The organism is Nocardia carnea, assembly GCF_029868855.1.
In the GTDB taxonomy this organism is placed as follows: Bacteria; Actinomycetota; Actinomycetes; order Mycobacteriales; family Mycobacteriaceae; genus Nocardia; species Nocardia carnea_A.
This window is the reverse complement of the sequence record NZ_JARWOV010000137.1, coordinates 26215-39748: the sequence shown is the minus strand read 5'-3', so window position 1 is coordinate 39748 and position 13534 is coordinate 26215. Positions and strand designations below refer to the sequence as shown.

The following is a 13534-nucleotide window of genomic DNA, read 5'->3' as shown; positions in this document are numbered from 1 at the left end:
CCCCCCGGGTAAAACTACCCCCCCCGCCCACCCCCCACCCCCCCCACCGGCGCCCGGGAAAACACATCCCGCTGCGGTGTTTTTTTTGGCGGCCCCTGCGCCCCCGCGGGTTTCGGCCCCCTGAGGTCCCTGCTTTCCGTGCTCGACACTCGCGGCTGCGCCGCCTCGCATCGAGCACGGAAAGCAGGGACGGGCCAAAACCTCTCAGGGCCTCGCTGAACTCGGCACCACTGTTGGTGACGTTCGGTCGGCCGACGGACGTGATATGGGTGGCTACCCAGCTCGGCGGCGCTGCCGATCACGCTCGATCCGGCGCCGGACATACTCTTGCCGCGCTCGGCACGGTGGTGCTACCGGATACGTCCGCATGGGGCGGGCGCTCTCCATGGCGGCCTGAACTCGGCGCGTCGGTGGAGAGGTCCGGTCCCGGCTACGAATTGGGCCACCATCCCGCGGTGGCAGGTCCGCGAGTCCTGTGGCGGCAGGTCCGCGCAGGTCAGACGGCGAGTTCGGGGCCGGCTTGGAGAACCAGGTTGGTGAAGGTTCGGACGCCGATCTCGAGGGCGCGTTCGTCGATATCGAAGGTGGACTGGTGCAGGTCCAGCTGGGGGCCCGTACCGGACCAGACGCCGAGCCGGGCCATCGCCCCCGGTACTTCTTCCAGGTACCAGGAGAAATCCTCGCCGCCGCCGGACTGCGGGGTGTCGGCGAGCGCGTCCGGGCCGATCCCGCGGACCGCGTTGCTGAGCATCCGCACCGACTGTTCGTCGTTCACCACGGGCGGTACACCGCGCCGGTAGTCGAGCTGGTATCGCACCCCGGTCGGGGCGAGGAGGCCGTCGACTATCTCGCGCACCAGTGGCTCCAGCAGTGACCAGGTGGCATGGTCGCCGGTGCGGACGGTGCCGGTGAGCATGCCGGTCTGCGGTATCGCGTTGGGGGCTTTGCCGGCACTCACAGCACCCCAGACCATCACCGTGCTGGTGCGGGGGTCGATCCGCCGGCTGAGCAGGCCGGGCAGGCCGGTGATGACGGTGCCGATGGCGTAGACCAGGTCACTGGTCAGGTGGGGCCGGGAGGTATGCCCGCCGGGCGAGTCCAGCACCAGCTCCACGGTGTCGGCCGCGGAGGTGATCGCCCCGACCCGGATACCCACGCGACCCACCTCGAGCCGGGGGTCGCAGTGCAGGGCGAAGATGCGGTCCACATCGCCCACGGCGCCTTCGGCGACCATATCCAGGGCGCCGCCGGGCATCACTTCCTCGGCATGCTGGAAGATCAACCTGACCCCCACCGGCAGATCCGCGTCGGCCAGGGCCAGTGCGGTACCGAGCAGGATGGCGGTGTGCGCATCGTGGCCGCAGGCATGGGAGACGCCGGGAACCGTGGAGGCGAAATCCCGGCCGGTGAACTCCTGAAGCGGCAGCGCGTCCATATCGGCGCGCAAAGCGATCCGGGGGGCGTTCTCCGGGCCGATATCGCAGATCAGGCCCGTACCGCTGGGCAGCACCCGGAACGACAGGCCGGCCTTGGTCAGCCAGGTGCCGACGAATTCGGTGGTGGCGAACTCGGTGCGGGAAAGCTCCGGGTTCGCGTGCAGATGCCGTCGCCACTGCACGAGATCGACCGTGTGCTCGGCCAGCCACGCCGTCACCGCGTCCTGTCCGTCGCGCACCGAACGGCCGGATGTGCTCACCGAATATCCTCCTGTCGTAGAACGAGCAGCTGCGAACCATCTCCGCGTGCCGGGATCGGCCCGTAACACATATCGCCCGCGACCTGCGTCGCGGTACGGGCGGCGGTTCCACTCGTCCCCCGAGGAACGGCCGTCACCTCCAGTTTCCCACCACGGCCGGATCCGCGCCCGGCGACGTCCCGGGTGTGACCACCGGAACAGTGACAACGAAACGGATACCCGGATGCTAACTCTTGGCGAATTCCAGGTTGTCCGGGGTGGTCGGGACCGCCAGGGCGGTCAGCGTGGCCGCGTGCAGGGATCGTTTGATCGCCGGCAGGCTGGCGGTCCGGTTGGCCGCCAGCGCGGCGGCCCGGTCGACCGCGGCGGCGCGCAGGCCGGCACCGTCGGCGGTCTCGTCGACGATACCGGCCGCGAGTGCCTCCGGACCGCCGTATCGGTGTCCGGTGGTCATCGCGGTGAGCGCGACCTGGTTGGTCAGCCGACCCGTGACCAGCGCGTTCATCCCGATCGTGAACGGCATCCCGAGATGCACCTCGGGCAGGCACCAGAAACCGCGATCGGCACGCATGACTCGGAAATCGTGCGAACTCGCCAGCATGGCACCGGCGCCGAACGCATGCCCGTTCACTGCGGCCAGGGTGGGCAGCGGGAAGGCCAGGATCCGGCTGAACAGGCCGTGGACGCGATCGAGGTACCCGTGCATCCGGTCGAGGTTGGCGAACAGCCAGTCGGTGTCGAGTCCGTTGCTGAAGAATTTTCCGGTGGCCGTGGTGACCAGGGCGGTGGGCCCCGCACTCGCTTCCACGGTGTCCAGCAGAGCGTGCGTCTCGTCGAGCCACTCGTGGCTGAAACGGTTCTCGCTGTCGGTCTGGCCCTCGTTGCCCAGCGACAATACGAAAACGTTCCCCTCGCGTTCCAGGTACGGCATACATGCAGCGTATCGGCAGGACTTCCCGGCTCCCACAGCGGTCGGCAGCGGCCGCGGCATCCGGTATGACACCGGCCCGCGGCGCCCGGAGGCCATACACTGACCGCCATGCTTGCCGAAGAGGCTGCCCAGGAAATCGCTGTCCGGACCTCCGTGGCCCGGCACCGGGTCGCGGTGGTGCTGGGTTCGGGGTGGCAGGACGCCGCCGCCGAACTCGGGACGCCCGGCGCCGAAATACCCATGCCGGAGTTACCGGGGTTCGCCGCGCCGACCGCACAGGGTCATATCGGCCGGGTGCTGTCGGTATCGGTCGGTGACACCGACGCCTTGGTGCTCATGGGTCGCCAGCATCTCTACGAGGGGTATACACCGGCCGAAGTGGTGCATCCGGTGCGGGCCGCGGTCGCGGCGGGGGCGGAAACGGTGATCCTGACCAACGCCGCCGGTGGTATCCGTCCGGGCCTGCGGGTCGGGGAGGCGGTGCTGGTGCGCGACCACATCAACCTCACCGGCACGACCGCACTCACCGGCCCCACGTTCGTCGACATGGTCGATGCCTGGGATCCCGGACTGCGCCAACTCGCCCGCCGGATCGATCCCGATCTCACCGACGGCGTGTACGCCGGGCTCACCGGACCGCAGTACGAGACCCCGGCGGAAATCCGCATGCTGGCCACTATCGGCGCCGACCTGGTGGGAATGTCCACGGTGCTCGAGGCCATCGCGGCACGCGCACTCGGCGCCCGGCTGCTCGGGATCTCACTGGTCACCAACCTGGCGGCCGGCGTCACCGGGGCGCCGCTGGCCCATGCCGAGGTGCTGGCCGAAGGACAGGCCGCCGCGCCCCGGCTGGGCAAACTGCTGCGTGGGCTGCTGGAGCAGTTGTAGTGCTCACCTTCGGCACCGCGGGATTGCGGGGTCCACTGGGACCGGGCCCGGACCGGATGAACGAGACCACCGTCGCCCGGGCGACCGCGGGTCTCGCGGCGTGGCTTCGGAACCGCTGCCTGGGCGGCGGGCGAGTGGTGGTGGGCCGTGACGCCCGGCACGGGTCGGCGGAGTTCGCCGAGGTGACCGCCGAGGTGCTGGCCGCGGCCGGATTCCCGGTGGTCCGGCTGCCCGAACCGTGGCCGACCCCGGTGACCGCGTTCGCCGTCCGCGCGCTCGGCGCGGTGGCCGGCGTACAGATCACCGCCTCGCACAACCCGCCCGCCGACAACGGCTACAAGGTGTACGTCGACGGCGGCACGCAGCTGCTCGCCCCCGCCGATACCGAGATCGAGCAGCGGATCGCGGCGGTGACCGAACCGATCCCGCGTACCCCGGTGGAGGTCTCGGACGCCGCCCTGTATTCCCGTTATCTCGCGCGGATCGCCCAACTGCCGCAACTCATCGGCGGCCCGGGCGAACGCGCGGGGATCCGGATCGCGCTCACCCCGCTGCACGGGGTGGGCGGCGCCACGGCGGTGCAGGCGCTCACCGCCGCCGGGTTCACCGATGTCCACGCGGTGGCCGAACAGTTCACCCCCGATCCCGATTTCCCCACGGTCGCGTTCCCGAATCCCGAGGAACCCGGTGCCGCCGATCTGCTGTTGCAGCTCGCCGAGCGCGTGGATGCGGACCTGGCCATCGCCCTCGACCCCGACGCGGACCGCTGCGCGCTCGGTGTGCCCACACCCGAAGGCTGGCGCATGCTGCGCGGCGACGAAACCGGTGTGCTGCTGGCCGACGATGTGCTGCGCACCGCCCCGCCGGATGCGCTGGTGGCGACCACGATCGTCTCGTCGCGGTTGCTCTCCCGGCTGGCCGCCGAGCGCGGCGCCCGTTACGCCGAAACCCTCACCGGCTTCAAATGGCTGGCCCGGGCAGGCGAGGGCCTGGTGTACGCGTACGAGGAGGCGCTGGGTCACTGTGTGGACCCGGCGGCGGTGCGGGACAAGGACGGTATCTCCGCCGCGGTGCTGGCCGCTGATCTGGGGGCGCGGCTGCGTGCCCGGGGTCGCACACTGGTCGACGAACTCGACGATTACGCAATCCGCTTCGGTGTGCACGCCGGCGACCAGGTCTCGCTGCGCCTGCCGGATCAGCGGGCCGCGGCGGCGGTGGTGAACACGCTGCGTACGACGCCACCGCGTGAACTCGCCGGTACCGCGGTCGATTACACCGATATGGCTCAGCTGCGCGGCCGGATGCGCACGGACGCACTGCTGTTCACCGGTGACGGCCTGCGACTGGTAGTGCGGCCCTCGGGGACCGAACCGAAACTCAAATGCTATCTGGAGGTGGTGCAGCCGGTTTCCGGCCCGGACGATCTGCCCACCGCGAGAGAATCTGCGCGGCAACGCCTTTCGGTAGCCGCCGCGTTTTGCCGGACGCTGGCCGGCTGAGCGCGCTCACCGCGGGCCGAACTGCCGGTCGCCGGCATCTCCCAGCCCGGGCACGATGAACGCATCGTCGTCGAGCCGGTCATCGATAACCGCGGTCACCAACCGGACGGGCAGGCCCGAACCGGCCAGCGCGGCGATACCCTCCGGTGCCGAGACCACACACACCGCGGTGATATCCGTGGCCCCACGCCCGACCAGCAGCTTCAGCGTATGCACCATGGAGCCACCGGTCGCCAGCATCGGATCCAGCACCATGACCGGTGTCGTGGACAGATCCGCGGGCAGCGATTCCAGATACGGCACGGGCCGGTGCGTCCGTTCGTCCCGGGCGACCCCGACGAATCCCACTTTCGATTCCGGGATCAGATTCGTGGCCGCATCCACCATGCCCAGCCCGGCCCGCAGCACGGGCACCAGCAGCGGCGGCCGCGCCAGGCGCGCGCCTCGGGTGGCGGCGACCGGAGTGTTGATGTCGTAGTTCTCGATCGGCGCATCGCGCAGCGCCTCGTAGACCAGCAGCCGGGACAGGTCGCGCAGTGCGGTCCGGAAGACGGAATCGGGCGTGCGTTCGTCGCGGAGCGTGGTCAGCAGGATGGCCACGAGCGGATGGTCGAGGGTGTGCGTACGCATGAAGGAACGATAAGGTCGAATCCGCGCGCGCCGCCGTCGCGCCGGGGATTTTCCGGTTTCGATTTTCGGTGGAACCGAGCGGGAAGCCGGTGCGTCGAATCCGGTAGATGACATACTCTGCCCGTTAACGAAGTCGATGGGGGAACCTCTGATGGTGAACATCTCAGCCGATGCCGAGGGCATCGCGGCCTACGGCACCACCGCCGGGGTGATGGCCTCCGAGCTCGCGGCGGCAGGGGCCGGTGCATCGGGTGCCGCGCCCGCGATTCTGGGGCCGATCTTCGGTCTGGTCGGTGGCGATTTCCTCGCAGCCTATGCCGCCGCACACGCGGGCCACCTCGCGACGATCGGCCAATTGTCCGCCGTACTGGGCACGATGAGCGGGGCGGCGGGTGTGGCCGCCGTGAGTTACGCCGAGGCCGACACCAGCAATGCGGCCGCCCTGCGCGGTGTCGCCGGGGAGTGACCGGTGATCGATATCAGCGCACTGGCCAAACCGATCCTCGATCTCCTCGCCAGTTTCGGCACCGGTGTGCTCGGCACCGGTGGCCCGGGTGATTCGCTGCGGGCCGCGTCCACGGCGATCGATCAGGTGCATTCACTCGGCCGCACGGGCATCAATCTGATGAACACCGCATGGGACGGTACCGGTGCCGACGCCGCGACCTCCAAGGCACTGCGGGTGCAGACCTCGGCCGCGAGTATCTCCGACCGCGGCAACGAGATGGCCACGGTGATGGGTCAGGCGGCGGCCCATATCGAAACCGGCAACAAGGATCTCACCGCCATCGCGCAATCGTTCGTGAACAACGCCACCGCCATGGCCCCGACGCTGGGTACCCCGGCCGGATTGACATTGCTGGTCGGGTCCGCGATCGACCATCTGGGGCAGGCGCTGGGTGTCGTGGGCCGGGTGCAGAACGATCTGCAGACCCATACCGCCTCCATGAACGAACTCGCCCCACCGCCGCCCACTCCGTCGGCCGCGAGCACCTCACCCGTGACCGGCCAGGCGATCTCCACGGTGACCTCGGGCCTCAGCAGTGTCGCCGGGGCGGCCGGCACGATGATGAGCACCGCGATGTCGAGCTCCACCGGCAGCACCACGACGACCAGCGCCGGCACCCCGAGCAAGACGACAAGCTCCACGGGCACGGCATCCGGTGAGGGTGTCAAGGTCACGCTGCCCGACGGCAGTGTCGTGGAGGCTCCGAACGAGAAGGCGGCCACCGCGGTGAAGTCCGCTCTCGGCTGCGTCGGTACCCCGTATGTATGGGGCGGCAATACGCCGGGCGCCGGTCTGGACTGCAGCGGTCTGACGAAATACGCCTACGGCGAAGCCGGGGTGGAGATTCCGCGCCTCGCCCACGAGCAGGCCAACGGCGCCACCCCCGTCTCCCCCGGCGATCTGATGCCCGGGGATCTGGCGATCTGGGACGGCCATGTGGCCATGGTGATCGGCAACGGCCAGCTCGTCGAGGCCGGCGATCCGGTACAGGTCGGTTCCATCCGCACCGAGAACAGCGGAATGGAGTTCTACGGGTTCTACCGGCCGACGGAATGAGTCGGCCGCACGCCGGCCTGCCCCGTGGTAGGCGGATATCCGATACTGACGACTGGACAGAAGTATGAGTGAGCAGCAGGTTCCCGAGATACCGAACGTCACCGTGGCCGGGAGCAGGAATCGTTCCGGCACCTTGTCGGTGCGAGCCACCGATCAGGGTATGCCGGTGGAAATCAAATTCGAGCGCAGCGAATACCGTTACGGCGCACAGGCGCTCGCCGACGAGATCCTGCGACTGACCAGACGCTCGACGATCGCGGCGAAGGCGAAACGCCGGGAACTGCTGGCCGAGAACGGAATGCCGGCGGAGATCCTGGACCAGCTGGGGCTGCCGACCCGGCAGCAGGCGGTCGACGAACTGGACCGGATGGACGACGCCGACACCGGGCCCACGAGCTGGATGCGGCCGGTATGAACTGCCGCGAACTGCCGGTTGCGCGACACCTCGGCGCGCCGGCGCGGGCATTCAGGAGGGATGGAGCATGAGCGCGGAAATGGACGCCCTGGTCGCCGGGGCCACCCAAAAGCTGGAGGCGCTCGAAGCGGCGCTGTACGAACTGAAACAGATCCGGGGCCGGTTCACCACCGAGGACGGGCTCGTGAGCGCGGAGATCGACAGTGACGGCGCACTGGTGGATTTGCGGCTCGCCGAGGGCGTCACCTCGCTCCCACCCGCCGAAACCGCGCAGTTGATTCTCGCGGCCTGCCGCCAGGCCGCCGAGGATGCCGGTGGCCGGCGTTCGGAGGTCGTTGCCGCGCTGAACGAATCGTTCGCTCCGGCTGCACAGGCGGATGCTCCTCCTGCCGGAGGACATCCCGGTAACGCCTGATCACGGCCGGTCGCGGCCTGGTTTCCCAGGTTTCGTGACAAGGGCACGGTGCCCTGGGGCGGTCCGCGGCGTATGCTCCGGTCGTGCACCGCACGGGGTACGTTCACCTTCCGCTCCGGCTGTGGTCGGCCCAGGGGTGGGCTCGGCCCTGCTCTACCTATTAGGCTTCCGCGTATGGCTTCTGGAGACATCGTCCCGATCGAGCTCGGTCTGACCGACGGCGATCTCGTCACCCTCTGGGCACCGCGCTGGCGTGACGGGGATGACGAGTGGGAAGCGTTCCTAGGACATGAGGACGTCCTGTACGGCTTCGAATCCGTGGCCGAACTGGCGGCCTTCATCCGGACCGATTCCGATAACGATCTGGTCGACCACCCGGCCTGGAAGGTTGTCGCCGGCCTATCGGCCGCGGAGCTGGAGCCCGAGGACAACTACTCGTTCGATCTGGTCGGAGTGCCGGAACTGGCCGCCGGTGATCCGGATGTGGATACCGTGGCCGAGCTCGAGGACACGTTGGCCATGGTCCGCAATATCGGCGAGGTCTGCGAACTGGAGACGGTGACGAAGTTCTTCGGCACGCATCCGGCGCTCGGCGCGCTGGCCGGTGGCACCAGCATGTTCACGGGCCGCGAAGGCCTGGAACTGTGGGATCAGATCGGCGCCGCAGTGGCCAAGAGCTGGGACGATGTGCTGGATTCGATCGATTCGGTGGTGCATGTCCCGTCCGTGGACGCCGAAGCGGTGGCCTTGGCCGAGGCGGAATTGCTGGCCGCCGAGGAGAACGAGGTCGACGCCGACGATGTCGCCGATACCGACGACGACAGCGATATCGAACCGGTCGATCTGAACGCCGACGACGACGAGGACGAAGACGAAGACCTCACGTTCTGGGAGGAGGTCGGGATCGACCCGGTCAAGATCGTGACCTCCGATTCGGAATACTTCACGCTGCGCTGCTATCTCGATGACGAGCCGATTTTCCTCGGGGCCAAGAACTCCATTTCCGTATTCGGAAGCGAACGCGCCCTGGCCCGCTACCTCGCCGATGATCACGAACACGATCTGGCCCGGGTGAGTACCTTCGCCGAGGTGCAGACCGCCGCGGTGGACGGATCGCTGGAGGTCGAGGTCACCGACGAGAACGTTTACGTCCTGCCGGGCCTGGCCGATGATCTGGCCGAAGGACCCGAGGCGGTGGATACCGAACAGCTGGATCTGGTGCTGGAGTTGTTCACCGACGCCGCCGATTACGCCGAGGACGACGCGGTGGAACAGGCGCTCGCGAAGTCGACTCCGCTCGGTTGGTACGTCTCCTATCTGCTGAACCCGGACCCGACCCGGATGGCGCCCAATCCGCCTTTCGACGCCGAGGCCCGGGCCTGGCGTGAGCTGGAACGCAATTTCGAATCCAGGCTGACGCCGCGCTGAACCGGCTCGGTCGGCGCCCGTTTTGCGGACCGGTAGGTCTCGATGTGGACACACGCCGGATCATTCGGTCGATAAACCGCCCCGGACTGGGCAAACTGTCTGGCCAGCGGTGTTTGTCGTCGCGCAGCCCCGGCCGGTGCCTTCCGGACGGGGACGGCCGCACCGCGGCAGCAGGGCAGATGTACGAAGGAGGACGCATGCCGACAGTGCGGATCGATCTGGATCAGGATCTGCTGGCGGCCGCCGGCGCAATCATGGGCACGGGGACCGACAAGGCCACGATTCACGAGGCGCTGCGCCGGATAGTGGTCCACGAACGCCAGCTCCGGCATTTCGAGCGGCTGGCCGCGTCGGCGCTGAACCGATCGCCGCAGCCCGCGATCGTCGACGGCTGACGGCCCGGGCGGCGCATCCGGCCACCGCGAAACTGTCGGTACTCGCTGGCATGATCCGGGCATACGGAGTCCGGAGGGGGAATCATGTCGGTACCGATCACCGATCTGCCCGTCGCCCAGCGTCCACGTGAGCGGCTGTACGCACTGGGCCCGCAGGCACTGAGCGACGGTGAACTGCTGGCACTGCTGCTCGGCCAGGGCACCCGCGGGGCCAGCGCGGTGGAGCTGGCCCTCACCCTCCTCGCCGAATTCGGCGGTGTGGCCGGATTGTCCTCGGCGCGGCCCGAGGAACTGGCCCGCCAGGGCGGCGTGGGCACCGCCAAGGCCGCGGCCATCATCGCCGCCTTCCAACTCGCCGCCCGCGCCCGCCCCGGCGCGGCACCCGCGGCACCGCTGTTGCGCGCAGAAGATGTGGTACTCACCGCCCGGCCGTTGTTCGCCGGAGCCCGGGTGGAGCGCCTGCTGGTCCTGGTCTGCGATGCGCGCAACCGGCTGCGTCGGTCGGTTTTCGTGGCCGAGGGCGCTATCGACGAGGTCGCGGTACCGGTGCGCGAAATCCTCAACACTGTGCTGCGCCACGACGGTCGCGCCTTCGCTCTCGCGCACAATCACCCCTCCGGCGACCCCTCCCCCAGTCTGGACGACAGACGCGCCAGCAGCGTGCTCGCCGTAGCCGCACGAACCGTCGGACTGCGTTTCCTGGACCATGTGGTGCTCGCCGGCGAAGAGTGGCGCCGCGCCGCGCCCCTCGAAGAGCCGGACCTGTGATCGGCGAATGACGTGCGCGCCGCCGCTTACGGTCGTAGTCGCCATATGACCGCCACGGCTCGCTCTGACGGTCGAGTTCCCGATTCAGCCGAAGGCCAGGCGCGGTACGGGTCGGTGCGTGGGGCCGTCACTGCTCGCCGAACCCCGCGCCCAGCGATGGAGCGCCCGCGTTCAACCAGGTAGACCGGATGCGTCCTCGGCGATCGTCGGCGTACTGCGGTCGCGGGCGCGCCGCCGCGCGGCGACCAGACGGGACCCGACGAGTCCCTGCCTGGGGGCGAACAGATAGACCGCGGTGAACACCGCACCCTGCGCGAGAACCATGGTCGCCCCGGGCGCGGTATCGGCGTAGTAGCTGACGTAGAGGCCGGTGACGGCACAGATCACCGAGATGGCCGGGGCCAGCATGAGCATCCGGCCGAACCGATCGGTGAGCAGATAGGCGGTGGCGCCGGGGATGATCAGCATCGCCACCACCAGAACCACCCCGACGGCCTGCAGCGCCACGACCGCGGTCACCGCGAGCAGACCGAGCAGCGTGGCGCCCAGAACGCGGGGGTTCAGGCCGATCGCGTACGCGTGGACGGGGTCGAAGGCGTACAGCGTGAAATCGCGTCGCTTGAGGACGAGGACCACGAAGACGAATGCGGCCAGGACGGCGATCTGCAGCAACTCGTCCGGCCCGACACCGAGGATATTGCCGAAGATGATGTGGTTGAGGTCGGTATCGCTGGGGGTCACCGAGATCAGTACCAGGCCGAAGGCGAACAGAGTGGTGAACACGATGCCGATGGCGGCGTCTTCTTTCACCCGGGTGGTATCGCGGACCAGGCCGATCAGTGCCACGGCCAGGAATCCGAAGACAATCGCCCCGACGGCGAACGGAACTCCGGCGATATAGGCCAGCACCACCCCGGGCAGCACGGCGTGCGAGACGGCGTCGCCCATGAGGGACCAGCCGACGAGCACCAGCCAGCACGAGAGCAGACCGCAGACGACCGCGGCGACCAGGCTCGTGATCAGGGCTCGCACCATGAAGGCGTAGCGCAGCGGTTCGAGCAGGAATTCGACCAGATCCATGACACTCACCTGATTGCTCCGGGAAGGCCGCCGGCCGCGGCGGCAGTCAACGTTGTTCCAGCACATCGAGTCCGAAGGCCAGCGCGAGGTTTTCCGGGCGCAGGGCCTCCTCGGTGCTGCCGTGCACCAGCACCCGGCGCATGAGCAGCGCCGCCTCGTCGGCGAGTCCGGGCAGGGCGTGCAGATCGTGGGTGGAGATCAGGACTGTCGCCCCGTCGGCGGCCAGTTCGCGCAGCAACCCGGTGATCGTCGCCTCGGAGCGTTTGTCCACACCGGCGAACGGTTCGTCGAGCAGCAGGATCCGGGCGGACTGCGCGATCCCCCGCGCCACGAAGGCGCGTTTGCGCTGGCCCCCGGAGAGCCGGCCGATCTGCCGATCCGCGAGCTCGGTCAGCTCGACGCGTTCCAGCGCCTCGTCCACCGCGGCCCGGTCGGCGCGGCTCGCGCGCCGGGTGAAACCCATTCGGCCGTAGCGGCCGGTGGTCACCACATCGCGGACCGACAGCGGGAACGACCAGTCCACCGCTTCGCTCTGCGGTACATAGCCGAGCAATCCGGAGCGGCGTGCCGCCGCCGGTTTCTCTCCGGCGATACGTACAGTCCCGCGGTCCGGGACGATCATGCCCATCAGCGTTTTGAACAGCGTCGATTTACCGGAACCATTCATCCCGATCAGGGCGCATACCCGGCCCTGGTCCACCGCCAGCCGGACATCGTCGAGCGCCTGCACCTCGCCGTAGTAGACGGTGACGCCGTCGACGTCGATCGCGGGGTTTGTCATGACCGGCTCCCGGTGAGTGCGGCGGCGATGGTTTCGGCATCGTGGCGGATCAGGTCCAGATAGGTCGGCACCGGACCGTCGGCCGCCGACAGCGAATCCACATAGAGGACACCGCCGAACCGCGCACCGGTGGCCTCGACGACCCGCCGCATCGGCGCGTCGGAGACGGTGGATTCACAGAACACCGCGGGCACCCGATTGTCGCGGACGTATTCGATAACCCGGGTGATCTGCTGCGGTGTGGCCTGTTGTTCGGCGTTGACCGGCCAGATATAGGCCTCCGACAGGCCCGCGTCGCGTGCCAGATAGGAGAACGCGCCCTCGCAGGTGACCAGGGCACGCTGCCGCCGCGGCAGATCACGTAGTTCGGCGACGAGTTCGTCGTACACCTGTTGCAACCGGAGTTTGTAGTTGTCCCCGTTGGCGCGGAATACGGCACCGTGTTCGGGTGCGAGGCGGGTGAAGGCGGCCACCATATTGTCGACATAGGTCTGGACGTTGAGCGGGGACATCCAGGCGTGCGGGTTGGGTTTGCCCGCGTAGGCGTCGGAGGTGATCGGCACCGAGGCCACTCCCGCGCTCACGGTGACGTGTTCGGCGTCGAGGTCGGCGACGAACTGCCCGAACCAGGCCTCCAGGTTCATCCCGTTGTCCAGGATGAGATCGGCTTTGGCGGCGCGTTTGATATCGCCGGGGGTCGGTTCGTAGCCGTGGATCTCCGAACCCGGTTTGGTGAGCGACTGCACCTCGAGGTGCTCACCGGCGATATTGGTCGCGATATCGGCCAGCACGGTGAAGGTGGTGACCACCACCGGTTTCCCGGTGCGTGGCAGATGGAAGGTCTCGCAGGCGGTGAGGACGACCGCTGTCGCGCAGATTGCCAGCACAGCGGTGAGCCGGAGGAATACCTGCATGCCGAACCACCGCCTTCCAGTCAGAATGGTAAGTTCGGGTACCCGAATTATCAAGTTCGTGTATCGAAACCCAATCGGCCGGGAAAACAAAACCGCCCCCGTGCCGGGCACGGGGGCGGTTCGGAAGGCA

At 68.5% G+C, this 13534-nt stretch carries 15 protein-coding genes; 9 read left to right on the top strand and 6 right to left on the bottom strand.

Annotation, left to right across the window (positions count from 1 at the left end; translation table 11 throughout):
* Positions 1-496: 496 nt before the first annotated feature.
* On the bottom strand, positions 497-1654 hold the full coding sequence (locus tag QH195_RS13325; protein WP_432278259.1) for a M20 family metallopeptidase: 1158 nt from the start codon (positions 1652-1654) through the stop codon (positions 497-499).
* Positions 1655-1922: 268 nt separating this feature from the next.
* Positions 1923-2627, bottom strand: coding sequence for an enoyl-CoA hydratase-related protein (locus QH195_RS13320; protein WP_280420206.1), 705 nt, complete (start codon positions 2625-2627; stop codon positions 1923-1925).
* Between the two features lie 108 nt (positions 2628-2735).
* Between QH195_RS13320 and QH195_RS13315 the strand changes: the two genes are divergently transcribed.
* Both QH195_RS13315 and QH195_RS13310 read left to right on the top strand, forming a co-directional pair.
* A complete protein-coding gene (locus QH195_RS13315; protein WP_280420205.1) occupies positions 2736-3515 on the top strand; it encodes a purine-nucleoside phosphorylase in 780 nt (259 codons plus the stop codon).
* Positions 3515-5014, top strand: coding sequence for a phospho-sugar mutase (locus tag QH195_RS13310; RefSeq protein ID WP_280435588.1), 1500 nt, complete (start codon positions 3515-3517; stop codon positions 5012-5014). The genes QH195_RS13315 and QH195_RS13310 overlap by 1 nt, the downstream gene beginning before the upstream one ends.
* A 6-nt stretch (positions 5015-5020) precedes the next feature.
* Here the strand turns inward: QH195_RS13310 and upp are convergent, their stop codons facing one another.
* The gene (gene upp / locus QH195_RS13305) at positions 5021-5644 is read right to left on the bottom strand and encodes a uracil phosphoribosyltransferase (RefSeq protein WP_280420203.1); all 624 of its coding nucleotides are present in this window, start codon (positions 5642-5644) and stop codon (positions 5021-5023) included.
* Between the two features lie 151 nt (positions 5645-5795).
* Between upp and QH195_RS13300 the strand changes: the two genes are divergently transcribed.
* The 7 genes from QH195_RS13300 (at position 5796) to QH195_RS13270 (ending at position 10629) form a co-directional block, all read left to right on the top strand.
* Positions 5796-6110 (top strand): type VII secretion target, encoded by a 315-nt coding sequence (locus tag QH195_RS13300; protein WP_280420202.1) that lies wholly within the window; start codon positions 5796-5798, stop codon positions 6108-6110.
* A 3-nt stretch (positions 6111-6113) separates the two neighbouring features.
* Positions 6114-7208, top strand: a complete 1095-nt coding sequence (locus QH195_RS13295; RefSeq protein WP_280435587.1) for a C40 family peptidase — start codon at positions 6114-6116, stop codon at positions 7206-7208.
* A 64-nt stretch (positions 7209-7272) separates the two neighbouring features.
* Positions 7273-7623 (top strand): hypothetical protein, encoded by a 351-nt coding sequence (locus QH195_RS13290; protein ID WP_280420200.1) that lies wholly within the window; start codon positions 7273-7275, stop codon positions 7621-7623.
* 67 nt (positions 7624-7690) lie between these two features.
* The gene (locus QH195_RS13285) at positions 7691-8038 is read left to right on the top strand and encodes a YbaB/EbfC family nucleoid-associated protein (RefSeq protein WP_280435586.1); all 348 of its coding nucleotides are present in this window, start codon (positions 7691-7693) and stop codon (positions 8036-8038) included.
* Between the two features lie 174 nt (positions 8039-8212).
* Positions 8213-9466 (top strand): primosomal protein, encoded by a 1254-nt coding sequence (locus tag QH195_RS13280; RefSeq protein ID WP_280435585.1) that lies wholly within the window; start codon positions 8213-8215, stop codon positions 9464-9466.
* Between the two features lie 197 nt (positions 9467-9663).
* On the top strand, positions 9664-9861 hold the full coding sequence (locus QH195_RS13275) for a type II toxin-antitoxin system VapB family antitoxin (RefSeq protein ID WP_280420197.1): 198 nt from the start codon (positions 9664-9666) through the stop codon (positions 9859-9861).
* An 84-nt stretch (positions 9862-9945) separates the two neighbouring features.
* Positions 9946-10629 carry a JAB domain-containing protein gene (locus QH195_RS13270; RefSeq protein ID WP_280435584.1) on the top strand — a complete coding sequence of 228 codons (684 nt, stop codon included), beginning with the start codon at positions 9946-9948 and terminating at the stop codon, positions 10627-10629.
* Positions 10630-10800: 171 nt separating this feature from the next.
* Here QH195_RS13270 and QH195_RS13265 read toward each other — a convergent pair whose 3' ends face one another.
* From QH195_RS13265 to QH195_RS13255, 3 genes are read right to left on the bottom strand one after another with little or no spacing between them, the layout of a single operon-like run.
* Positions 10801-11709: a metal ABC transporter permease gene (locus tag QH195_RS13265; protein ID WP_280435583.1), complete on the bottom strand. Its 909-nt coding sequence runs from the start codon at positions 11707-11709 to the stop codon at positions 10801-10803.
* A 46-nt stretch (positions 11710-11755) separates the two neighbouring features.
* Entirely contained in the window at positions 11756-12490 is a 735-nt protein-coding gene (locus QH195_RS13260; protein ID WP_280435582.1) for a metal ABC transporter ATP-binding protein, read from the bottom strand.
* Complete coding sequence (locus QH195_RS13255; RefSeq protein WP_280420193.1) at positions 12487-13404, bottom strand: metal ABC transporter substrate-binding protein; 918 nt, start codon at positions 13402-13404, stop codon at positions 12487-12489. The genes QH195_RS13260 and QH195_RS13255 overlap by 4 nt, the downstream gene beginning before the upstream one ends.
* Positions 13405-13534: the final 130 nt, after the last annotated feature.